Here is a 21,457-nt window from a genome sequence, read left to right as displayed (position 1 = left end):
GGAGGTGTCGTTGTGACCGAGCAGCCCCAGAGGGCCTCGCTTCCTCATGACTTTCATCCGCAGGTGCCGTCGTTCACCGTCGTGAGCCAGGACTTCGAGCCGGGCGGGACGCTGGACGACGCGCAGGTGTACGCGGCGGGGAACACGTCGCCGCACCTGCGCTGGGAGGGCTTCCCGGCGGAGACCAAAAGCTTCGCCGTGTCCTGCTTCGACCCGGACGCGCCGACCGGCAGCGGGTTCTGGCACTGGAGCGTGTTCGACATCCCGGCCTCGGTGACCGAGCTGCCGGTGGGCGCGGGCAGCGGCAAGTTCGACGGGCTTCCCGAGGGCGCCGTGCAGGTGCGCAACGACTACGGGACGAAGGAGTTCGGGGGTGCCGCGCCGCCTCCCGGGGACCCCGCCCACCGTTACGTGTTCACCGTGTACGCGGTGGATCAGGAGAAGCTCGGCCCGGACTCCGACGCGACGCCGGCCTTCGTCGGGTTCAACCTGCGGTTCCACACGATCGCTCGGGCCCAGGTCATCGCCGAGTACGGGGCACCTGCCGAGGGCTGATCCGCTCTCCAGCGTTCACTGAACGTTTGCCTGCCTCTGGTCATGGAATTGATCAGGGGCAGGCACTTTTTATTGCGTTGTCCATCTCGGCGGGCCCGGCCAGAGTTGACGCACGGACGCCGAGGGGTGATCCGCTGCGTACGGGAGGTGGGCAGGGTGCGGGACACACTGGTGCTGAACGCGAGCTTCGAGCCGCTCTCCACGGTGACGCTCAATCGAGCCGTCGTCCTGGTGTTGCAGGACAAGGCCGTCGTCGAGCAGGTCCACCCCGAGCTGCGCGTGCGCGGTGCCGCGATCGACATCCCCGTGCCCCGGGTGATCAGGCTGTGCAGGTATGTCCGGGTGCCGTTCCGAAGACGTGCGCCGTGGTCCAGGCGGGGCGTGCTCGTACGGGATCAGCACCGGTGCGCGTACTGCGGCAAGCGGGCGACGACCGTCGACCACGTGGTGCCGCGGTCGCACGGCGGTGCTGATTCGTGGTTGAACACGGTCGCGTCCTGCGCCGCCGACAATCACCGCAAGGCGAACCGGACGCCCGAGCAGGCGGGGATGCCGCTGCTGCGGCAGCCGTTCGAGCCGACCCCCGCCGACGCGATGCTGCTGTCGCTGGGGGCCGGCGGGCGGGCCGGGCTGCCGGACTGGCTGGCGCAGACCGCCGCGTAGGGACGTGCGAGGAGCTGGTCGATCTAGTCGATCGGCGGCTGTTCGCGGCGCGGCTGGGGCGGCGTCGGCATCACCGGCGGCGTCTTCGCGTCGCTGCCGCCGCCCGGCATGGCGCCGCCGAAGTTGCCGAACGCGCCCGAGAGGCCCTTGAGGGCGTCGCCGATCTCGCTGGGGACGATCCACAGCTTGTTGGCGTCGCCCTCGGCGATCTTCGGGAGCATCTGCAGGTACTGGTACGAGAGCAGCTTCTGGTCCGGGTCTCCGGCGTGGATGGACTCGAAGACCGTACGGATGGCCTGGGCCTCGCCCTCGGCGCGCAGGGCCGCGGCCTTCGCCTCACCTTCGGCGCGCAGGATCGCGGACTGCTTCTCACCTTCGGCGGTGAGGATCTGGGACTGACGGATGCCTTCCGCCGTGAGGATCGCGGCGCGCTTGTCACGGTCGGCGCGCATCTGCTTCTCCATCGAGTCCTGGATGGAGGTGGGCGGCTCGATCGCCTTGAGCTCGACGCGGTTGACGCGGATGCCCCACTTGCCGGTGGCCTCGTCGAGGACGCCGCGCAGCGCCGCGTTGATCTCCTCGCGGGAGGTCAGGGTCCGCTCCAGGTCCATGCCACCGATGATGTTTCGCAGGGTGGTGACCGTGAGCTGCTCGATGGCCTGGATGTAACTGGCGACCTCGTACGTGGCCGCCCTCGCGTCGGTCACCTGGTAGTAGATGACGGTGTCGATGTTGACGACCAGGTTGTCCTGGGTGATCACCGGCTGCGGCGGGAACGGCACGACCTGCTCGCGGAGGTCGATGCGGTTGCGGATCGAGTCGATGAACGGGACGACGATGTTCAGGCCCGCGTTCAGCGTGCGCGTGTAGCGGCCGAAGCGCTCGACGATGGCGGCGCTGGCCTGCGGGATGACCTGGATGGTCTTGATCAGCGCGATGAAGACCAACACCACCAGAATGATCAGGACGATGATGATCGCTGACATCGAGTCTCCCGTGCCCCTCGTACCGTTCGTACCGTCGTGGTCCCGGCGCCGGCGCGCCGGAAGATCATGAGGTCTTGCGCGTCGAGTGTGTCAGAACTGCCCACGTGGCGGGGCTGGTTCGGGCCACATATCGGTTCACATGACGATCGCCGTGGCCCCCTCGATCTCGACCACGTCGACCTGGCGGCCCGGCTCGAAGGCCGCCTCCATGTCGAGGGAGCGGGCGGACCAGATCTCGCCGCCCAGTTTGATCCGGCCGCCCTCCTGTCCGTCGACGCGCTCGACGACGACGGCCTGCTTGCCCTTCAACGCCTCGATGCCCGTCGCCAGTTCGGGTTTCTGGGCGCGGTGCCGGTTGGCCACAGGGCGTACGACCGCGATGAGCGCGCACGAGACGATCGCGAAGACGATCACTTGGAGGACGACACCACCGCCCATGCCCGCCGTGACGGCGCCAGCGACAGCGCCGACGGCCAGCATGCCGAGCTCGGGCATGGCGGTGATGACGAGCGGGATTCCGAGTGCGGCCGCCCCGATCAGCCACCACACCCATGCGTCGATGTCTGCCACACGGCCATGGTAGATCCGCAACTGCCGCGCGGACAGGGGCCGTCCGGCCCGCGCGGCGTCCGGGAGGGTCAGCTCAGGGGCAGGCCGGTGGCGGTCCAGCGGCCGTTGTTCTCCTCGACGACCAGCGGGAGGCCGAAGCACTTGGAGAGGTTGCGGGAGGTGAGTTCGAGCTCGATCGGGCCCGCGGCGAGGATCCGGCCCTGGCGGATCATCAGGACGTGCGTGAAGCCGGGGGCGATCTCCTCGACGTGGTGCGTCACCATGATCATCGAGGGGGCGATCGGGTCGCGGGCGAGGCGGCCGAGGCGGCGCACCAGGTCCTCGCGGCCGCCGAGGTCGAGGCCCGCGGCCGGCTCGTCGAGGAGCAGCAGCTCGGGGTCGGTCATCAGGGCGCGGGCGATCAGCGTGCGCTTGCGCTCTCCTTCGGAGAGCGTCCCGAACTTGCGGTCCAGGTACTCGCTCATGCCGAGGCGGTCGAGGAACGCGCGGGCGCGCCGCTCGTCCATGTCCTCGTACTCCTCCTGCCAGCCGGCCGTCATGCCGTACGCGGCGGTGAGCACGGTCTGCAGGACGGTCTGCCGCTTGGGCAGCTTGTCGGCGAGCGCGATACCGGCGACGCCGATGCGCGGGCGCAGTTCGAAGACGTCCGTCCCGGGCTTGCCGAGGGTCTCACCGAGGATCGTGGCGGTGCCGGTGCTCGGGTAGAGGTAGCTCGAGGCGACGTTCAGGAGGGTGGTCTTGCCCGCGCCGTTCGGCCCGAGGATGACCCAGCGCTCCCCCTCCTTCACCGACCAGGAGACCTGGTCCACCAGAGCCCGGCCCTCGCGGACCACGGATACGTCCTCCAGCTCCAGTACATCGCTCATGAGCGCGTTGTCTCCCATTGCAGTCTCGACTGTTCGCCGCGTCCGTCATGCCTTCGCATAGTTCCTGCTCGGCGCGGCCCCCAAGGAAAACCTACGCCACCGCCCCAGCGGTCCATTCCATCGGTCGGGCTTTTGGCGGCTTTGCGGGCTTCTAAGGTGGGGCGCATGCTCACTGAACCACGCTCCGGACGCCTCGCAGCCTGGGGAAATGCCCTTCTTGGTGGATTTGTCGCGCCCGATGACGCGGCGCTCGCGATTGTCGGCGAGGACACATCGCACCGCGTGGCGGGGCTTCCGGGCGAGGACGGGCCCGTCGGCCTGACGCTGGCGCTCGGCCGCCTGCGGACACTCGGCGTCGGCGGCCTGCGCGTGGCGCTGCCCGCGCCGGGCCATCCGCTGGGGCTCAGCGGGCCGCCGGAGTTCAACGCGCGGGCCCTGGAGGCCGAGGAGGCGGTGGTCTGCCACGGCGCCGCCCTCGGGCTCGTACCCGAGGTCTACGAGGTCGGTCCCGAGGGCGACGCGCACCTCCAGGTGATGTGGCACTGCCTGGCGGTGCGGGAGGCGCCGCCGGCGGATGTCCCCTCGCTCGGCGAGGCCGAGCGGGAGCTGGCGGAGGCGCTGCGGGATGCCACCGAGGTGCTGACGCGGCTCGACGTGGCCGGGTCGGGGCCGGTGTCCGAGGCCGCCGTGGACGCGTACCGGGCGCGGGCCGAGCGGGGGCGCGAGGCGCTGGCGCCGGGGTATCCGGGGCGGGCCGTGCGGGTGCTCGAGCTGGCGCAGCGGGTGGGGCTGCTGATCTCCGTGGCGTACGAGAGCGGGCACGGGGGCGCGGTGAGCGCTTCGGAGATGGGGGCGCGGGCGCTGGCGTTGCGCCCGGTGGAGCGGACGGCCCGGCGCGCGCAGGTGGCCGCGTACAACGCGTTCGTGGAGGAGCGGGAGCGGGGCTGAGGACCGGGGCCGGGGAAGGAGGAAGGCCCCCACGGACCGGGTCCGTGGGGGCCTTCCTGTGCCTCGGGGGCAGCGAACCTTACTTGTTCGCCGCGGAGTTGCCGAACGCCGGGTTCAGCAGACCGATGACGTTGACGGAGTTGCCGTCGACGTTGACCGGGACGTGAACCGGAACGCCGACGTTGTTGCCCGAGCCGACGCCCGGGGAGTTCGCGGCCACGCCGTCGGCGTTCGAGTCGGCGAAGGCGGCGCCGGCGGAGGCACCCGCGGCGATGCCGGCGACGGCGACGGCCAGGGCGGCCTTCTTGGCGATGTTCATGAGAAGCGTTCCTCCAGATATTGCGGTCCGACCCCAGCCGCGGGGTCGCACGATGGGAAACGCGCGGGGCGCGGCGCGGTCACGGGACGAACACCTGATCCGCCCGATTGGATCAATAGGCCGACGAATCGACCAGCCGCGCTATCGAACAGGAGACGCGCCCCCCGGGAAGGACGTGTCCCCAGGAAAGCGGACCGGCCCCGCGGGGAACACCCCGGGGGCCGGCGAAGCCTGAGCACGCGTCAGCCGTTGTAGCCGTCGTTCGCGAACGCCGGGTTGAGGCCGCCGATCACCGTGGCGGTGTTGCCCACGGCGTTCACCGGAACGTGGATCGGGGCCTGGATCAGGTTGCCCGAGCCGACGCCCGGGGACTTCACGGCGTGACCGTGGGCGTGCGCGCCGTCGGTGGCGGAGGCGAGTCCCGCACCGGCGGCGACAAGGCCGCCGGCCACGAGGGTGACGGCCGCGGCCTTCTTCAGGTTCTTCACTTCTGGATCCTCCTAAGCGGTCGCCGCGGCATGACCGCCGCGGCACGCATTGGAGAACGCGGCACCATCGAAAGAGATACGCCGTCCGAGGGACATCTACACGACGGTATGAATTCCAGAACGGAGTGCGACGCTCCGAGTTGCCGTCTCAGCCCGCGGCGCCGTGCCGCACGGCCCACAGGGCGGCCTGCGTACGGTCCGCCAGATCGAGCTTCATCAGGATGTTCGAGACATGGGTCTTCACCGTCTTCTCGGAGAGGACGAGGGCGCGGGCGATCTCCCGGTTCGAGCGGCCGTCGGCGATCAGGCCGAGCACCTCGCGCTCGCGTTCCGTGAGGGAACCGCCCCTCCCCTGCCCGTTGTTGGTCTCCTCCTGGGACAACAGGGCGCCCGCCACCTCGGGTTGCAGCAGGATGTGGCCCGCGTGGACGGAACGGATGGCGCCTGCCAGGGCGTCCGGGTCGACGTCCTTGTAGACGTAACCGGCGGCTCCGGCGCGCAGGGCGGGGACGACGGTGCGCTGCTCCGTGAAGCTGGTGACGATCAACACCTTGGCGGGGTTGGCGAGTTCGCGGAGCCGGCGCAGGGCGTCGACTCCGTCCATGACCGGCATCTTGACGTCCATCAGCACGACGTCGGGCTTCAACTCCTCGGCGCGGGCGACTCCTTCGGCGCCGTCCGCGGCCTCGCCGACGACCTCGATGTCGCCCTGTACCTCCAGGAAGGTGCGCAGGCCCCGGCGGACGACCTGGTGATCGTCGACCAGCAGTACCTTGATCGGGTCAGCCACCGGGGACCTCCATCTCGATCGTGGTGCCCTTGCCGGGCTCCGATTCCACTGTGAGCCTGCCGCCGACCCCGCTCGACCGGTCGCGCATGGAGACGAGGCCCAGGTGGCGGCCCGCGCTGCGGATCGCCTTGGGGTCGAAGCCCGCTCCGTCGTCGATGACCCGCAGCACGGCGCCCTGGCCGTGCTTGTCGAGCGTGACCCGCACCTTCTCCGCGCCGGAGTGGCGCAGCGCGTTGTGCAGCGCCTCCTGGGCGACGCGCAGCATCGCCTCCTCCTGGGCCGCGGGCAGCGCTTTTATGCCGCTGGTGGTGAAGGTGACATGCGCCGAGTGGGCGCGGTCGAGCACCTGGATCTGGGTGCGGAGGGTGGCCATCAGGCCGTCGTCGTCGAGCGCCGCGGGGCGCAACTCGACGACGGCGGCGCGCAGTTCGTCCACTGCCTGTGCCGCGAGCTCCGCCACGTGCGCCAACTCCCCCTTGGCGCGCTGTGGGTCACGGTCCATCAGGGTCGCGGCGGCCTGCGCGGTCAGGCGCAACGAGAAGAGCTTCTGGCTCACCGCGTCGTGCAGCTCGTGGGCGATCCGGGAGCGCTCCTCGGCGATGGTGAGCTCGCGGCTGCGCTCGTACAGGCGGGCGTTCGTGAGCGCGATGGCCGCGTGCTGGGCGAGGATCCCGAGCAGCTCCTCGTCGTCCTGCGTGAAGCCGCAACCGCCTTCCGGCTTCGGGCTCGGGGGGTGTGGGGGGTGTCCCCCCACAGAACGCAGCTTGTTTGCCAGGAAGAGCGCGCCGATGGTCTCCTCGCCGTCCTTGATGGGCAGGCCGAGGAAGTCGGACATGTCGGGGTGGGCGGAGGGCCAGCCCTCGAAGCGGGGGTCCTTGCGGACGTCGGCGAGGCGCTCGGTCTTCGCCTCGCGCAGCATCGCGGCGAGGATGCCGTGCTGGCGCGGCAGCGGGCCGATGGCCTTCCACTGCTCCTCGCTGACGCCGTCGACGACGAACTGGGCGAAGCCGCCGTGGTCGTCGGGCACGCCGAGCGCCGCGTACTCGGCGTCGAGCAGCTCGCGGGCCGAGGCGACGATCGTCTTGAGGACGTCGCGCACCTCGAGATGCCTGCTCATGGCGAGGAGCGCGGCGCTCACCGCGGCCAAGCCTGTACGTGGACCCTGACTCATGTCCTCACCGTACCGGCGGGGTGTGACAGCCGGATCGGACCGATGGCGCCCCGCGCCTAGGTCGGTCGGCGTAGGGCGAAGGGCCCTGCGTTGTTGCTGCTCGCGTACGAGGTGCCGAGGGCCGCCGCGTTCCTACGTTGAGGACACGACGCACAACGGATGACGTACGCAAGGGGACGGTTGTCATGACGGTAGCGATCATCACGGGGGCTTCGCGGGGGTTCGGGAGGGCGCTCGCGACGGCGCTGGCCGAGCGGGGTTGGGATCTGGTCCTGGACGCGCGCTCCGCCGGGCCGCTGGAGGAGGTCGCGGAGCGGTTGCGGGGGCACGGCGGGACGGTGACGGCCGTGCCGGGCGATGTCGCGGACGGCGGGCACAGGGTGGAGCTGATCGCCGCGGCGTGGGAGCTGGGCGGGCTCGATCTGCTGGTGAACAACGCGGGGGTGCTGGGCGCGGCGCCCCTGGTGCCGCTCGACCGTCACTCGCTGGACGACTTCAGGGCGGCGCTCGAGGTCAATGTGGTGGCACCGCTCGGCCTGCTCCAGGAGGCGCTGCCGCTGCTGCGCGAGGCCCCGGCAGGCACGGTGCTCAGCATGAGTTCGGACGCGGCCACGGAGGCGTACTCCACCTGGGGCGGTTACGGGTCGACGAAGGCGGCCCTCGACCAGCTCATGGCCGTGCTCGGGGTGGAGGAGCCGGGCCTGCGCGTGTGGGCGGTCGATCCGGGCGGGATGCGGACGGACATGCTGGCGGCGGCCGAACCGGAGGAGGACCTGAGCGGGGTGCCGCGCCCCGAGGACGTGGTCCCCGCCTTCCTGAGCCTGCTGGACCGGCGCCCCGCGAGCGGGCGCTACTCGGCCCCGTCCCTCCTGGAGGCGTGATGGCGCTGGCGCTGCGGGTGCCCGAGGAGCTGTCGGCGCGGGTCCCTGCCGAGCAGCGGGGGCCCGGCCTGGACAGATCGTCCGTACGCCTCCTGGTGTCGCGCGGCACCTATGCCTCCCATCACCGCTTCCCCGAGCTGCCGTCCGTGCTGCGCGCCGGGGACCTGCTCGTCGTCAACACGTCCCCTACGTTGGCGGCCGCCGTGGACGGACGGCTGGGGCACGCGCGCGTGGTCGTGCATTTCTCGACGCGCGGCGACGACGGGCGCTGGGCGGTCGAGCTGCGGGACCCGGACGACCGGGGCACGACGCGACCGCGCGCGGGAGGGCCCGCGGGGTCCGTGGTCGCGCTCCCCGGCGGCGTACGCCTCACCTATGAGGAACCCCTGGCGGCCGGGAGCGAGCGGCTGTGGTGGGTGCGGGTGGCCGGGGACGTGCCCGCGCTGCTCGGCCGGCGCGGGCGGCCCATCCGCTACTCCTATACGGAGCGGGACCAGCCGCTGGCCGCGTACCAGACGGTGTTCGCGCTGCCGTACGCCGCCGGGGCGGGCAGCGCGGAGATGCCGAGTGCGGCGCGGCCCTTCACGGAGTCGATCGTGTCGCGGCTCGTGAGCCGCGGTGTGCAGTTCGCGCCGATCACGCTGCATACGGGGGTGGCGTCGGTCGAGTCGCACGAGCCTCCTTATGCGGAGCGTTTCGAGGTGCCCGAGGCGTCGGCCCGGCTGATCAACGCCGCGAGGGCCGCGGGCCAGAACGTCATCGCCGTGGGGACCACCGCCGTGCGGGCCGTCGAGTCCGCCGTCGACGGCGACGGGGTCGTACGGGCGGCGCGTGGCTGGACGGAGCTCGTCGTGACGCCCGAGCGCGGGGTGCGGGTGGTGGACGGGCTGCTGACGGGGCTGCACGAGCCGGAGGCCTCCCATCTTCTGATGCTGGAGGCGGTGGCGGGGCGGGCCGCGGTGGACCGTGCGTACGAGGAGGCGCTGAGGGGGCGCTACCTGTGGCACGAGTTCGGCGACGTGCACCTCATCCTGCCGGAGGAGAGGCATCACGCTGTGCGTTGCAGTGGCAACTGCCGGTGAGTTCGGGAGGGGGTGCGTGTGACGCCGCGCATAGGGCCCACGTCACGTACGAAGGTCCCTAGTGGATGAGTAAGGGACCTACGTCCCGATGCGGCGCGGGGACAGGAGGTCGGACATCGGCTTCCTGTCCCTTTTTGTACGCCCCCGGTCCACTACCCGGCTTCGTACGTCACACCTTTGCCTCGGCATTTTGCGGCCGCTAAGAATGTCCATCGTTGTTCGGCGCCGCGGGGTCCTACCCGCGGCGTTCGTGTCGTAAACACGACTGATCCGGTCCCCTGGATCCGCGAGCGACTTCCGTTCTTAGAGAGGTCCCCGTCTCATGTCCAAGCACAGCTCCAACGCCGGCCATAGTCAGCTGACCCGCACCCACAAGTTCTCGCTCGCCGGTGTCGCGGCTCTCGGTGCCGCCGCCCTCGCGGTGACGCTGGTTCCGGGCCACGACACCCAGGCCCAGGCGAAGGACGAGACGGTCTCCGCCGCCCCGGTCGCGTTCACCACCGACGCCGGTGCGAAGCAGATCAAGGACGTCCACGCCAGCGTCACCGACCAGCAGGCCGCCGCCAGCGAGAAGGCCAAGCAGGCCGAGGCGAAGGCGAAGGCCCGCAAGGAGGCCGAGGCCAAGAAGAAGGCCGAGGCCGAGCAGAAGGCGCAGGCGGAGGCCAAGGCTCGGGCCGAGGCGCAGGCGAAGAAGGAGCGCGAGGCCAAGCAGGCCGCCGCGCGTGCCGCCGCCCGCAAGCCGGTCTACGCCAACAACCTGGACGGCTGGATCAAGGAATCCCTCGCCATCATGAAGGCCAAGGGCATTCCCGGTTCGTACGACGGCCTGCACCGCAACATCATGCGTGAGTCCGGCGGCAACCCGAACGCGGTCAACGGCACCGACGTGAACGCGCAGAACGGCACGCCGTCCAAGGGTCTGCTGCAGGTCATCCAGCCGACCTTCGACACGTACCACGTCGCCGGCACCGCCAACAGCCTGACCGACCCGGTCGCCAACATCGTGGCCGCGGCCAACTACGCGGCCGACAAGTACGGCTCCATCGACAACGTGGACAGCGCGTACTGATTCCTGTAGTCGGGACCTCCAGGTCCGGCACACGCTGAACCCCCACGGCACGAAGGGCGGCACCCATTGGGTGCCGCCCTTCGTGTTTCTTACGTACGAAGTACGTAAGGGGGTTACTTGCGCATGACCTCCGGCTCGTGGCGGCGCAGCAGGCGCGCGACCATGACGCCGCAGACGAGGCCGAGCAGGATCAGGACCGTGAGGTTGAGGCCCCACTGGCCGACCGAGTGCTGCCACAGCGGGTCCAGGTCGTTCGGCTTCTGCGGGTCCCACGGCGGCATCAGGTGGCCGAGGTCCAGGGTGGCGCCGGCGGCGCCGACCGCCCAGCGGGACGGCATCAGCCAGGCGAACTGTTCGAGGCCCACGGTGCCGTAGATCTGGAAGAGCACGCCGGTGAACACGACCTGGACGATCGCGAACATGACGAGCAGCGGCATCGTCTTCTCGGAGGTCTTCACCAGCGAGGAGATGACGAGCCCGAACATCATCGACGTGAAGCCGAGCGCGATGATCGAGATGCACAGCTCGGCGGCCGGCGGCAGCAGGAGACCTTCCTTCGGAAGGTCACGCGTCGAGAAGCCGATGGCACAGAGGATGACGCCCTGGAAGGCCGTGATCACGCCGAGGACGATGACCTTGGACATCAGGTACGCGGAGCGGGACAGGCCGGTGGCCCGTTCTCGCTCGTAGATGACCCGCTCCTTGATCAGCTCGCGGACCGAGTTGGCCGCCGCGGAGAAGCACATGCCGACCGCGAGGATCAGCATGATCGTGCCGGCGTCCCCGTTGAACTTGGAGGGGGGTTTCGGCGGGCCGAGGCCGAAGTCGGCCGGGATGACCACCGAGACGATGCCGAGGACCGCGGGCAGGATCACCATCAGCCCCATGAAGCCCTTGTCCGAGGCGATCACCGAGCAGTAGCGCCGGATCAGCGTGACCAGCTGCGAGCCCCAGGGCTGCGTCTTGGGCGCCTTGATCGCGGCGGGCGGCGCCACCGGGTCCGACTGCGCGGCGACAGCGTCGATGTCGGCCGCGTACATCTGGTAGTGCTGCGAGCCCTTCCAGCGGCCCGCCCAGTCGTAGTCGCGGTAGTTCTCGAACGCCGAGAACACGTCGGCCCAGGTCTTGTAGCCGAAGAAGTTGAGGGCTTCCGCCGGCGGGCCGAAGTAGGCGACGGCGCCGCCCGGCGCCATCACGAGCAGCTTGTCGCAGATCGCCAGTTCGGCCACGGAGTGGGTGACGACGAGGACCGTGCGGCCGTCGTCGGACAGGCCGCGAAGGAGCTGCATGACGTCGCGGTCCATGCCCGGGTCGAGGCCGGAGGTGGGCTCGTCCAGGAAGATCAGCGACGGCTTGGTGAGCAGCTCGAGGGCGACCGACACGCGCTTGCGCTGGCCACCGGAGAGGGAGGTGACCTTCTTCTCCTTGTGGATGTCCAGCTTCAGCTCGCGCAGCACCTCGTCGATGCGCTGCTGGCGCTCCTGCACGCTCGTGTCGGCGGGGAAGCGCAGCTTGGCGGCGTACTTGAGCGCCTTCTTGACGGTGAGTTCCTTGTGCAGGATGTCGTCCTGCGGGACCAGACCGATGCGCTGGCGCAGCTCGGCGAACTGCTTGTACAGGTTCCGGTTGTCGTAGAGGACGTCGCCCTCGTTGGCGGGCCGGTAGCCGGTGAGCGCCTTGAGGAGCGTCGACTTCCCGGAGCCCGACGGGCCGATGACCGCGATCAGCGACTTCTCGGGGACGCCGAAGGAGACGTCCTTGAGGATCTGCTTGCCGCCGTCGACGGTGACCGTCAGGTGCCGTGCGGAGAAGGAGACGTCACCGGTGTCGACGAACTCCTCGAGCCGGTCCCCGACGAGCCGGAACGTCGAGTGGCCGACGCCGACGATGTCGTTCGGGCCGAGGAGGGTCGTGCCGCCCTTGGGGATCGGCTGGCCGTTGACGTACGTGCCGTTGTGTGAGCCGAGGTCGTGGATCTCGAAGCGGCCGTCTGGCGACGCGTGGAACTCGGCGTGCAGCCGCGAGACCTGGAGGTCGGAGACGACCAGCTCGTTCTCCAGGGAGCGGCCGATGCGCATGACGCGGCCGAGTGCCAGCTGGTGGAACGTGGTGGGGCTGCGGTCGCCGTACACGGGCGGGGCCCCCGCGACCCCGCCGGCGCCCTGCTGTTGCGGCACCCTCTGAGCCTGCGGTTGCCGCGGCCACTGAACCGGCGCCTCGCGCTGCTGGGGCGCCTGCTGGGACCAGCTCGGCTGCTGCTGGTACTGCTGCGGTGACGGCTGCTGCGCGAGGCCCGCGGCCTGCTGCTCCGCCTGGTGCGGCGAGGCCACGGCGGCGGCGCGGGCGCTGCCCTGCGCGGTCAGGCGCGGGCCGTCGGTGGAGTTGCCCAGGTGCACGGACGAGCCGGGGCCGATCTCCATCTGGTGGATCCGCTGCCCCTGCACGAACGTGCCGTTGGTCGAGCCGTGGTCCTCGATGACCCAACTGCGGCCGCCCCAGCTGATCGTGGCGTGACGCCAGGACACCCGGGCGTCGTCGAGCACGATGTCACCCTGCGGATCTCGTCCGAGGGTGTACGGCCTGGACTGGTCGAGCGTCCAGGTCCTGCCATTCAATTCCAGTACGAGTTCAGGCACTCCATGCCCCACTGAGTTGTCCCCCGAGTTTTTCCCCCGACATGGGGAGTCTAGGGATGTCGAACATCGTGAGGAACTATTTCAGGAAGCCCTCCGTGACCGGAAGGCGGGCCTTGCGCGAAGACCGCTCGCACCTCCTGTACGCCCTTTGGCATCCGCCCCGTTGACGGTACGGAGACGGCCCCGGAGAGTGGTGGGAGCCCACAACTCCCCGCGGATCATGAGCACATGGGATCTCGTGGGGCGGGGCGGGGCGGATCGGGGGGTCCTTGATGGCGTTGGCGGCGAGCACCCAGGAGCCGAAGCGGCGCGCGCGGTTATCTGTCGGCGATGTTCTTCTGTCCGCCGTGGCCGCGGTGAGCTGGGCGTTCATCGCCATGGCCGGAGTCGCGGCGCTCGGCCTGCACTTGCTGGAGGCCGACAAGGCCGCCTCGCTCGCCCCGATGACGGCCGCGGTGGTGGCGCTCGGGGCGGGCGGGCGTGTGACGCCGTCCGGGGACGTCTCGGCCTTCGGCCTGGAGGGCGCGCAGGCGCACACGGCGATCGACGTCGCGCCGCTCGGCGTGGGCCTGGTGGGCGCGCTCGCACTGAGCTGGTTTTTCCTACGTTCGCTGCGGGCGGCGGGAGTTGAGGTGTCGCCGGGTGAACTCCTCGCGCGCGCGGGCGCCGTGGTGGCGCTCTTCGTGGCGATGATGGGCGGCCTCGCCTGGGCCGGTCACGACATCATCACGATCGACGGTTCGCAGTTGGGGCTCGACGACATTCCGGGCGGCGGGAAGGGCCTTCCGGGCGGCATCGCGGACAAACTTCCGGGCGGGGTCGGCGGATTGCTGCCCGACAAGATCGGCGACCTGGTCCACGCGAAGGCGTCCGTCGGGTTCACCGTGGAGACGGTCCCTTCGCTGCTCGGCGGCGCCGCGTTCGTGGCGGGTGTCCTGGCGATCGCCCTCCTGGCGTCGCGGCGCGCTCCGCTGCCGCGCGCGCTCACCCCGCTGCGGACCGTCCGGCCGGCCGCGTCGGCGCTCGTGGCGGTGCTGCTGATGGCGGTCGTCGCGGGCCTGGCGGCGGCGGTCTACGCGATGGTCGGCGACGACCATCCGAAGCGGATCGCGGGCGCCGCGCTGCTAGGGGCGCCCAACGGGGTGTGGCTCGGCATCCCCATCGGCCTCTTCGTGCCCTGGGACGGCAAGGCGACGGGTGGGCTCGCGAACCTGCTGCCGGATCCGCTGGACGAACTGCTCAGGGTGTCGGCGAACGAGCCGGTGACGCTGGGGCGGCTCGCGGAACTCGACGGCAGGGTGTGGCTGTTGGGCGTCGGGGCGGCCGTGATGATGCTGCTCGCCGGGGTGCTGACGGCGGTGCGCTCACCCGTGACGCGGGGCGTCTGGGGGTTCGCGGGGCGGTGCGCGGTGCGGCTGGGGGGCGTGACGGCGCTCGCGCTGCCGCTCCTTGTGTGGCTCACCGGGGTGTCGGCGGGGGCCTCGCTCTCGGTCCTCGGCTTCGACGCGTTCGGGGCGGGCATCGAACTGCACGGGCGGGTCGGGATGGCGGTGCTGCTCGGGGCTGCGTGGGGGGCGGGGGCGGGGGCGCTCGGTGCGGTGCTGGCGTATGCGACCGGAAGGGTTCGGCCCGCGCCGATCTCGGACGGCGGGCCGTCCAGTCCGGCGGGGCCGTATCAGCCCAATCGTCCGTATCGGCCGGCCAACCCGGATACGAATCCGTATTTGCGGCCGTACGACCCGTGATGCTCGTCCATGAACCGGTCGCGGGGCTCTGCCCCGGGCCCCGCTGCTCAATCGCCGCAGGGGCTTGATATGGGGCTCTGCCCCATGCCCCGCGCCTCAATCGCCGGCGGGGCTTACATGGTGGGCGTGATTGCAGGGTCCGTACACAGGCCCGATAACGTAGACCCCATCATGAGCGCTTCGCAGCCCCAGCCCACCGCTGATGCCCCGCCCGTGGACGTTCCGGCGGACGTCCCCACTCTCCTGGTCAAGATCTTCGGCAAGGACCGGCCCGGTATCACCGCCGGGCTCTTCGACACCCTCGCCGCCTACTCCCTGGACGTCGTCGACATCGAGCAGGTCGTCACGCGTGGCCGCATCGTCCTGTGCGCCCTGGTGACCCAGCCACCGGCCGGCCTCGAGGGCGATCTCCGGTCGACCGTCCACAGCTGGGCGGAGTCGATGAAGATGCAGGCCGAGATCATCTCCGGTATCGGTGACAACCGTCCGCGCGGCACGGGCCGCTCCCACGTCACCGTCCTCGGTCACCCGCTCACCTCCGAGTCGACCGCGTCGATAGCGGCCTCCATCACCGGCACCGGCGGCAACATCGACCGCATCTTCCGGCTCGCGAAGTACCCGGTGACCGCAGTCGAGTTCGCGGTGTCCGGCACCGCGACGGAGGAGCTGCGCACGGCGCTCGCCCCCGAGGCGGCGAAGCTGGGCGTGGACGTGGCGGTCGTCTCGGCCGGGCTGCACCGGCGTGCGCAGCGGCTCATCGTGATGGACGTCGACTCGACGCTCATCCAGGACGAGGTGATCGAGCTCTTCGCGGCGCACGCGGGCTGCGAGGACAAGGTCGCCGAGGTGACGGCGGCGGCGATGCGCGGCGAGCTCGACTTCGAGCAGTCGCTGCACGCGCGCGTGGCGCTGCTCGCGGGCCTCGACGCCTCGGTCGTCGACAAGGTGCGCAGCGAGGTGCGGCTGACGTCCGGGGCCAGGACCCTCATCCGTACGCTCAAGCGTCTCGGCTACCAAGTGGGCGTCGTGTCGGGCGGGTTCACGCAGGTCACGGACGATCTGAAGGAGCGGCTCGGGCTCGACTTCGCGCAGGCCAACACGCTGGAGATCGTCGACGGCAAGCTGACCGGCAGGGTCACCGGCGAGATCGTGGACCGCGCCGGCAAGGCGCGTCTGCTGCGCCGGTTCGCCGCCGAGGCGGGGGTGCCGCTCGCGCAGACCGTGGCGATCGGCGACGGCGCGAACGACCTGGACATGCTGAACGCGGCCGGGCTCGGCGTCGCCTTCAACGCCAAGCCGGTCGTGCGCGAGGCCGCGCACACCGCGGTGAACGTGCCGTTCCTCGACACGGTGCTGTATCTGCTGGGCGTCACGCGCGAAGAGGTCGAGGCCGCGGACGCGCAGGGCGTGTAGGACGTCATACGTACGACGTGGGGCCCGGTACCGACGATCGGTACCGGGCCCCACGTCGTACGTATGACGGGTGGTGGCGGTTACTCGCTCGGCGCCCAGTAGTCGGCGAGCGTGGCGGTGCCGGGCTCCAGGCTCTTCCACGGTCCGGTGAACGTGAGCACGGAGAACGCGGCGGTCGGGAAGCCACGTCGGTTCAGCCGCTGCCGGGCGTCGCCCTCGGCGTCGGAGGCGAGGATCTCGGAGAGGGCCTGCACGCCGGGGTTGTGGCCGATCAGTACGGCGTTGTGCACGTCGTCGGGGGTCTCGTTCAGCACGGCGATCAGTTCGCCGGGCGACGCTTCGTAGATCCGCTCCTCGTACACGGTCTTCGGTCGCTCCGGCATCTCCTGCACGGCGAGCTTCCAGGTCTCACGGGTGCGCGTGGCGGTCGAGCACAGGGCCAGGTCGAAGGAGATGCCTGCGTCGGCCAGCTTGCGGCCGGCGACGGGGGCGTCCCTGCGGCCCCGCTCGGCGAGCGGCCGCTCATGATCGGAGACCTGCGGCCAGTCCGCTTTCGCATGCCGGAAAAGGACAATCCTGCGGGGTTCTGCGACGCTCATGCGTCCCAGCTTCGCATGAAACCCTCCGCCGGGCGCAGGGAGTTGACGGGGTCCCCCGGCAGGAGTGAACGACGTACGGGGCCCTAGCGGAGGACCAGGTCCTTCGCGCGGTCCAGGATGTGGACCAGGCTCGGCTCGCCCGCGACGGTCTGGGCGTCGGCCGGGTTGAGGATCAGCAGGAGCAGCCCCACGAAGGCCACGGCCGGCAGCACGATCGCCCACCACGGCAGCCGGATGTCGACGCGACCCGCGGCTGCCGCAGGGGGCTGGGAGTGCGTGGGGGCCGACGTGGACATGGCTGCTGCCTCCGGGGTCCGTGTTCCGTACGCGCTTCGTCCGGTGCGCCGACGGTCTCGGCGACACTTCGAAGGTACGGAAGCCGGGGCCCCGGCCCCATCCGGTGATCCACCCACTTCACCCTGACACTGGCCCCCTAGGGGATGGTGGAGTTAACCCCACCCCGCCCCCGCGGCCCCGGTCCTACGGTGCGGCGATGGACGCGATGATGCCGACGACGACGGTGACGGCGAGCATCGCGCCGAGCACGAGGAGCAGCTTCTTCTGGCCGTTCTGGGGATTCGGCTCGAGCACAGGCGACATGCGCCAAGTGTCGCACCTGTCCGCGCCCCTCAGGGCGCCGGGGCCGCCTAGGCCGTGTCGTCCGCCTCGTCCTCGACGGTGCGGTTGCGGCCCGCGAACACGCCCACCACGATCTGCGGCACCATCAGCGCCGCCATGAACGCGATCGGGACGCCCCAGCCGCCGCTGTGCTGGTTGAGGACGCCGACGAGCAGTGGTCCGGGGATCGAGATCAGGTAGCCGGTGGACTGCGCGAAGGCGGACAGCTTGGCGACTCCCGCGCCCGTGCGGGCCCGCATCCCGACCATGGTGAGCGCGAGCGGGAAGGCGCAGTTGGAGATGCCGAGCAGCACCGCCCACACCCAGGCGCCGGAGGCCGGGGCGAAGTACAGACCCGCGTAACCGGCGAGACCGCACACACCGAGGGCGATCACCATCGGCCCCTGGCTGGGCAGCCGGGCGGCCATGCGCGGGATGACGAAGCCGAGCGGGATGCCCATCGCCATGGTGACGGCGAGCAGCACGCCCGCGGTCGACGCGGAGACCCCCGAGTCGCGGAAGATCTGCGCCATCCACCCCATCGTGATGTACGCGGCCGTGGCCTGGAGCCCGAAGAAGACGGCGAGCGCCCAGGCGGTACGGCTGCGGGCGATCCGCAGGCCGCTGCCCTCGGAGGCCGCCGCGGACTCGGCGGCGGGCGAGGCGGCGGCCGCCAGGGTGGCGGTGTCCTTCTTGCCCACGAGCGGCAGCCAGGCCAGGGCCGCCGCGACGGCGAGCACCGCCCACACCGCGAGCCCGGCCTTCCAGCTCCCGCCGAGCGCCGACGTCACCGGCACCGTCGCGGCGGCCGCGGTGGAGGTGCCGAGCGCGAGGGCCATCGAGTACAGGCCGGTCATGGTGCCGACCTTGTCGGGGAACCAGCGCTTGACGATGACCGGCATCAGTACGTTGCTGACGGCGATACCCATCAGGCCGAGCGCGCTGGCCACGAGGAAGCCGGCGGTGCCGCCGGTGAACGGGCGGACGGCGAGGCCCACCGCGATGGCGAACATGCCGGCACAGACGACGGCGCTCGGGCCGAAGCGCTTGGCGAGCCGGGGCGCCATCACGCCGAAGATCGCGAAGCAGAGCGGCGGCACGGAGGTGAGCAGCCCGGCGACGCTGCCGCTCATCCCGAGCCCGTCCCGGACCTCTTCGAGGAGGGCGCCGAGGCTGGTGATGGCGGGCCGCAGGTTCACCGCGGCGAGCACGATGCCGACCATGACCAGCCGGACCACCCACGCGCGCGGGGCGGGCTTCTCGGTCCGTACGGGGGTCTCGGGGTGGGCGCTCGGTGGTGCCATCGTCGGGGTTTCCTCACTAGCCATGAGGCCCATCTTAGATTCATGGGATGATTGGTTGTCCAATCGATTCGCTACCGTACGACCTCCGCCGCACGAAGGAATGTCATGCCGCTGACCTCGCCCCAGCGCTCGGCCCTGTCCGAGCAGGTCATCTCCGCCCTGCGCGCCCAGATCTCCTCGGGCGAGTGGCCGGTGGGCTCCCGCATCCCGACGGAGCCCGAGCTCGTGGAACAGTTGGGTGTGGCCCGGAACACGGTGCGGGAGGCGGTGCGCGCCCTCGCGCACAACGGCCTTCTCGACATCCGGCAGGGCTCGGGCACGTACGTCGTGGCGACGAGCGAGCTGGCGGGCGTCATGCAGCGGCGGTTCGCGGAGGCCGCCCCGCAGGACATCGCGGAGCTGCGCGCCACGCTGGAGTCGAGCGCGGCGAAGTTCGCGGCGGAGCGGCGCACCGAGCGCGATCTGAAACAGCTCGACGCGCTGCTCGTGCGGCGTGAGGAGGCGTGGTCCTCCGGGGACACGGAGGCGTTCGTGTCGGCGGACGCGACGTTCCACCTGGCCGTGGTGGCCGCGTCCCACAACGACGTACTGACGGCGATGTACGCGGACCTCGGCGAGGTGATGCGGGACTGGCTGCGCGAGGACGTGGGCGAGCGGCTCACCGCGGAGAACCACATGGACCACGCGACGCTCGTCGACGCGATCCGGGTCGGTGACGCCGAGGCCGCCGCCAAGGAGGCCGCGCGCTATCCGTTCGACTGCCGCCCCGGGCGCCTCACGGCGCAGCCTTCTGGTGACTGACCCAGGCCGTCCGCACGTTCTTCCAGCACCGGCCGTCAAGGCGCAGGGTCTCGGCCGGGTACACCGCCTTCGGGCGTGAATCGGTGTCGATGTCCCACCACTTGTCGCACTCGATGTGCAGGGCGACCCGGTCGACCGTCGGGTACGGGTTGTGGCATTCGGCGCTCACGAGGGAGCGGTCGATGTCGATCCGGCAGTCCGCGCCGAAGTACTCCCGCTTCTTGTCGGCCACGCGCGCGTGGCCGCCCTTTTCGGCTGTCGCCCCTTGCGCCGACGCGCACGCCGCGACGTACGGCAACGCGATCAACAGGGCGAGGGCTGCGGTGAAACGGGGGTGCGGACGCACGTAGGGACCTCCTCGCACCAGCGTGCGTGGAGGTCCCTACGGCTCGCCCGGCCGGTGAGCCGAACGAGTGAGCCCGGTGTCAGGCGCCGATGGCGTGCAGACCGCCGTCGACGTGCACGATCTCGCCCGTCGTCTTCGGGAACCAGTCCGAGAGCAGCGCGACGATGCCCTTGCCGGCCGGCTCCGGGTCGTCGAGCTTCCACTCCAGCGGGGAGCGGCTGTCCCAGACGGCGGCCAGGTCGCTGAAGCCGGGGATCGACTTCGCGGCCATCGAGCCGAGCGGGCCGGCCGAGACCAGGTTGCAGCGGATGTTCTGCTTGCCCAGGTCGCGCGCCATGTAGCGGCTGGTGGCCTCCAGGGCGGCCTTGGCCGGGCCCATCCAGTCGTACTGCGGCCAGGCGAACTGCGCGTCGAAGGTCAGACCCACGACGGAACCGCCCTCGGTCATCAGCGGCAGCAGCGCCATCGTCAGCGACTTCAGCGAGAAGGCCGAGACGTGCATGGCCGTGGAGACGGACTCGAACGGCGTGTTCAGGAAGTTGCCGCCGAGGGCGTCCTGCGGCGCGAAGCCGATGGAGTGCACGACACCGTCGAGACGGTCGCCGAGCTGCTCACGGACCTGGCCCTCCAGGCGGGCGAGGTGCTCGTCGTTCGAGACGTCGAGCTCCAGGACCTTGATCTTCTCCGGGTGGGGCAGCTTCTTGGCGATGCGCTCGGTGAGCGTCGGCCGCGGCCAGGCGGTGAGGATGATCTCCGCACCCTGCTCCTGGGCCAGCTTCGCGGTGTGGAAGGCGATGGAGGACTCCATCAGCACACCGGTGATGAGGATCTTCTTGCCCTCGAGGATTCCAGCCATGGTTCAGTGACCCATTCCCAGTCCGCCGTCAACCGGGATGACGGCTCCAGTGATGTACGAGGCGTCGTCGGAGGTCAGGAACTTCACCACTCCGGCGATCTCCTCGACCTGCGCGTACCGGCCGAGCGGCACCTGCGACACGATGCCCTTGCGCTGCTCGTCGGTGAGCGCCTGGGTCATGTCGGTGTCGACGAAACCGGGCGCGACGACGTTGAAGGTGATGTTGCGCGACCCGAGCTCACGGGCGAGGGAGCGCGCGAACCCGACCAGGCCGGCCTTCGAGGCGGCGTAGTTCGCCTGACCCGCCGAGCCGAGCAGGCCGACGACGGAGGAGATCAGCACGACGCGGCCCTTCTTGGCGCGCAGCATGCCGCGGTTGGCACGCTTCACGACCCGGAAGGTGCCGGTGAGGTTGGTGTCGAGGACGGACGCGAAGTCCTCCTCGGACATGCGCATGAGGAGCTGGTCCTTGGTGACGCCTGCGTTGGCGACGAGGACCTCGACGTTGCCGTGCTTCTCCTCGATCTCCTTGTAGGCGGCGTCCACCTGCTGGGAGTCCGTGATGTCGCAGCGGACGGCGAGGGCGCCGGCGTCGACGAGCTCCTTCGGGGGCTCTCCGGAGCGGTAGGTGAAGGCCACCTTGTCGCCCTGCTCCAGGTAGGCGCGGGCGATGGCGAGGCCGATGCCCCGGTTTCCCCCGGTGACGAGAACCGAGCGGCTCAACGGATCACCCTTTCGTTCGGCGGTCAGG

The 21,457-nt window shown here is 70.6% G+C and carries 22 protein-coding genes and 2 pseudogenes; 9 read left to right on the top strand and 15 right to left on the bottom strand.

Annotated features, from left to right (window positions below; all coding sequences use genetic code 11):
• Nucleotides 1-12: 12 nt before the first annotated feature.
• Together ACP4E5_RS34170 and ACP4E5_RS34165 are read left to right on the top strand one after the other, a co-directional pair.
• Nucleotides 13-555 (top strand): YbhB/YbcL family Raf kinase inhibitor-like protein, encoded by a 543-nt coding sequence (locus ACP4E5_RS34170; RefSeq protein WP_425835537.1) that lies wholly within the window; start codon nucleotides 13-15, stop codon nucleotides 553-555.
• Nucleotides 556-711: 156 nt separating this feature from the next.
• On the top strand, nucleotides 712-1,218 hold the full coding sequence (locus ACP4E5_RS34165) for an HNH endonuclease (RefSeq protein ID WP_425835535.1): 507 nt from the start codon (nucleotides 712-714) through the stop codon (nucleotides 1,216-1,218).
• Nucleotides 1,219-1,241: 23 nt separating this feature from the next.
• Here ACP4E5_RS34165 and ACP4E5_RS34160 read toward each other — a convergent pair whose 3' ends face one another.
• From ACP4E5_RS34160 to ACP4E5_RS34150, 3 genes and pseudogenes are all read right to left on the bottom strand, one after another.
• Complete coding sequence (locus ACP4E5_RS34160) at nucleotides 1,242-2,204, bottom strand: SPFH domain-containing protein (protein WP_425835533.1); 963 nt, start codon at nucleotides 2,202-2,204, stop codon at nucleotides 1,242-1,244.
• Nucleotides 2,205-2,339: 135 nt separating this feature from the next.
• Nucleotides 2,340-2,774, bottom strand: coding sequence for an NfeD family protein (locus ACP4E5_RS34155; RefSeq protein WP_425835531.1), 435 nt, complete (start codon nucleotides 2,772-2,774; stop codon nucleotides 2,340-2,342).
• A gap of 335 nt (nucleotides 2,775-3,109) precedes the next feature.
• Nucleotides 3,110-3,640 (bottom strand): annotated as a pseudogene (locus tag ACP4E5_RS34150) (ABC transporter ATP-binding protein); the annotation flags it as partial.
• Nucleotides 3,641-3,805: 165 nt separating this feature from the next.
• Here ACP4E5_RS34150 and ACP4E5_RS34145 point away from each other — a divergent pair.
• On the top strand, nucleotides 3,806-4,588 hold the full coding sequence (locus tag ACP4E5_RS34145; protein ID WP_425835529.1) for a hypothetical protein: 783 nt from the start codon (nucleotides 3,806-3,808) through the stop codon (nucleotides 4,586-4,588).
• Nucleotides 4,589-4,667: 79 nt separating this feature from the next.
• On the opposite strand, the gene ACP4E5_RS34140 is transcribed toward ACP4E5_RS34145, so the two are convergent.
• The 4 genes from ACP4E5_RS34140 to ACP4E5_RS34125 all read right to left on the bottom strand — a co-directional run bounded on the left by ACP4E5_RS34140 (nucleotide 4,668) and on the right by ACP4E5_RS34125 (nucleotide 7,356).
• Nucleotides 4,668-4,907 carry a chaplin gene (locus ACP4E5_RS34140; RefSeq protein WP_425835527.1) on the bottom strand — a complete coding sequence of 80 codons (240 nt, stop codon included), beginning with the start codon at nucleotides 4,905-4,907 and terminating at the stop codon, nucleotides 4,668-4,670.
• A 242-nt stretch (nucleotides 4,908-5,149) separates the two neighbouring features.
• Nucleotides 5,150-5,395, bottom strand: coding sequence for a chaplin (locus ACP4E5_RS34135; protein ID WP_425835525.1), 246 nt, complete (start codon nucleotides 5,393-5,395; stop codon nucleotides 5,150-5,152).
• A 148-nt stretch (nucleotides 5,396-5,543) separates the two neighbouring features.
• Nucleotides 5,544-6,185, bottom strand: a complete 642-nt coding sequence (locus ACP4E5_RS34130) for a response regulator (RefSeq protein WP_425835523.1) — start codon at nucleotides 6,183-6,185, stop codon at nucleotides 5,544-5,546.
• The gene (locus tag ACP4E5_RS34125) at nucleotides 6,178-7,356 is read right to left on the bottom strand and encodes a GAF domain-containing sensor histidine kinase (protein WP_425835521.1); all 1,179 of its coding nucleotides are present in this window, start codon (nucleotides 7,354-7,356) and stop codon (nucleotides 6,178-6,180) included. The genes ACP4E5_RS34130 and ACP4E5_RS34125 overlap by 8 nt, the downstream gene beginning before the upstream one ends.
• 185 nt (nucleotides 7,357-7,541) lie before the next feature.
• Here ACP4E5_RS34125 and ACP4E5_RS34120 point away from each other — a divergent pair, with 185 nt between their 5' ends.
• The 3 genes from ACP4E5_RS34120 to ACP4E5_RS34110 all read left to right on the top strand — a co-directional run bounded on the left by ACP4E5_RS34120 (nucleotide 7,542) and on the right by ACP4E5_RS34110 (nucleotide 10,388).
• Nucleotides 7,542-8,237, top strand: a complete 696-nt coding sequence (locus ACP4E5_RS34120) for an SDR family NAD(P)-dependent oxidoreductase (protein ID WP_425835519.1) — start codon at nucleotides 7,542-7,544, stop codon at nucleotides 8,235-8,237.
• Nucleotides 8,237-9,319, top strand: a complete 1,083-nt coding sequence (locus ACP4E5_RS34115; RefSeq protein WP_425835517.1) for an S-adenosylmethionine:tRNA ribosyltransferase-isomerase — start codon at nucleotides 8,237-8,239, stop codon at nucleotides 9,317-9,319. The genes ACP4E5_RS34120 and ACP4E5_RS34115 overlap by 1 nt, the downstream gene beginning before the upstream one ends.
• A gap of 322 nt (nucleotides 9,320-9,641) precedes the next feature.
• A complete protein-coding gene (locus ACP4E5_RS34110; RefSeq protein ID WP_425835515.1) occupies nucleotides 9,642-10,388 on the top strand; it encodes a transglycosylase SLT domain-containing protein in 747 nt (248 codons plus the stop codon).
• 113 nt (nucleotides 10,389-10,501) lie between these two features.
• Here ACP4E5_RS34110 and ACP4E5_RS34105 read toward each other — a convergent pair whose 3' ends face one another.
• The gene (locus ACP4E5_RS34105) at nucleotides 10,502-13,024 is read right to left on the bottom strand and encodes an ABC transporter ATP-binding protein/permease (protein ID WP_425835513.1); all 2,523 of its coding nucleotides are present in this window, start codon (nucleotides 13,022-13,024) and stop codon (nucleotides 10,502-10,504) included.
• A 272-nt stretch (nucleotides 13,025-13,296) separates the two neighbouring features.
• On the opposite strand from ACP4E5_RS34105, the pseudogene ACP4E5_RS34100 reads away from it, so the two are divergent.
• Nucleotides 13,297-14,754: pseudogene (locus tag ACP4E5_RS34100) on the top strand (streptophobe family protein); the annotation flags it as partial.
• 186 nt (nucleotides 14,755-14,940) lie between these two features.
• Complete coding sequence (serB, locus tag ACP4E5_RS34095; RefSeq protein WP_425835511.1) at nucleotides 14,941-16,182, top strand: phosphoserine phosphatase SerB; 1,242 nt, start codon at nucleotides 14,941-14,943, stop codon at nucleotides 16,180-16,182.
• Nucleotides 16,183-16,262: 80 nt separating this feature from the next.
• Here the strand turns inward: serB and ACP4E5_RS34090 are convergent, their stop codons facing one another.
• The 4 genes from ACP4E5_RS34090 to ACP4E5_RS34075 all read right to left on the bottom strand — a co-directional run bounded on the left by ACP4E5_RS34090 (nucleotide 16,263) and on the right by ACP4E5_RS34075 (nucleotide 18,703).
• On the bottom strand, nucleotides 16,263-16,781 hold the full coding sequence (locus ACP4E5_RS34090) for a SixA phosphatase family protein (RefSeq protein WP_425835509.1): 519 nt from the start codon (nucleotides 16,779-16,781) through the stop codon (nucleotides 16,263-16,265).
• An 83-nt stretch (nucleotides 16,782-16,864) separates the two neighbouring features.
• Entirely contained in the window at nucleotides 16,865-17,077 is a 213-nt protein-coding gene (locus ACP4E5_RS34085) for a hypothetical protein (protein WP_425835507.1), read from the bottom strand.
• Nucleotides 17,078-17,261: 184 nt separating this feature from the next.
• Nucleotides 17,262-17,372, bottom strand: coding sequence for an SGM_5486 family transporter-associated protein (locus ACP4E5_RS34080; protein ID WP_266725572.1), 111 nt, complete (start codon nucleotides 17,370-17,372; stop codon nucleotides 17,262-17,264).
• 56 nt (nucleotides 17,373-17,428) lie between these two features.
• Nucleotides 17,429-18,703: a CynX/NimT family MFS transporter gene (locus ACP4E5_RS34075; protein ID WP_425841861.1), complete on the bottom strand. Its 1,275-nt coding sequence runs from the start codon at nucleotides 18,701-18,703 to the stop codon at nucleotides 17,429-17,431.
• 105 nt (nucleotides 18,704-18,808) lie between these two features.
• Between ACP4E5_RS34075 and ACP4E5_RS34070 the strand changes: the two genes are divergently transcribed.
• Nucleotides 18,809-19,504: a FadR/GntR family transcriptional regulator gene (locus ACP4E5_RS34070; protein WP_425835505.1), complete on the top strand. Its 696-nt coding sequence runs from the start codon at nucleotides 18,809-18,811 to the stop codon at nucleotides 19,502-19,504.
• Here ACP4E5_RS34070 and ACP4E5_RS34065 read toward each other — a convergent pair.
• The 3 genes from ACP4E5_RS34065 to fabG all read right to left on the bottom strand — a co-directional run bounded on the left by ACP4E5_RS34065 (nucleotide 19,479) and on the right by fabG (nucleotide 21,429).
• On the bottom strand, nucleotides 19,479-19,850 hold the full coding sequence (locus ACP4E5_RS34065) for a hypothetical protein (RefSeq protein ID WP_425835503.1): 372 nt from the start codon (nucleotides 19,848-19,850) through the stop codon (nucleotides 19,479-19,481). The genes ACP4E5_RS34070 and ACP4E5_RS34065 overlap by 26 nt on opposite strands.
• 79 nt (nucleotides 19,851-19,929) lie before the next feature.
• Entirely contained in the window at nucleotides 19,930-20,706 is a 777-nt protein-coding gene (gene fabI, locus ACP4E5_RS34060) for an enoyl-ACP reductase FabI (protein WP_425835501.1), read from the bottom strand.
• A gap of 3 nt (nucleotides 20,707-20,709) precedes the next feature.
• Nucleotides 20,710-21,429: a 3-oxoacyl-[acyl-carrier-protein] reductase gene (fabG, locus tag ACP4E5_RS34055; RefSeq protein WP_425835499.1), complete on the bottom strand. Its 720-nt coding sequence runs from the start codon at nucleotides 21,427-21,429 to the stop codon at nucleotides 20,710-20,712.
• Between the last annotated feature and the right edge of the window lie 28 nt (nucleotides 21,430-21,457).

This window comes from Streptomyces fractus (assembly GCF_049844455.1).
Lineage (GTDB): Bacteria > Actinomycetota > Actinomycetes > Streptomycetales > Streptomycetaceae > Streptomyces > Streptomyces fractus.
Note: the sequence above shows the minus strand (reverse complement) of the source record. Positions and strands in the feature narration are given on the sequence as shown.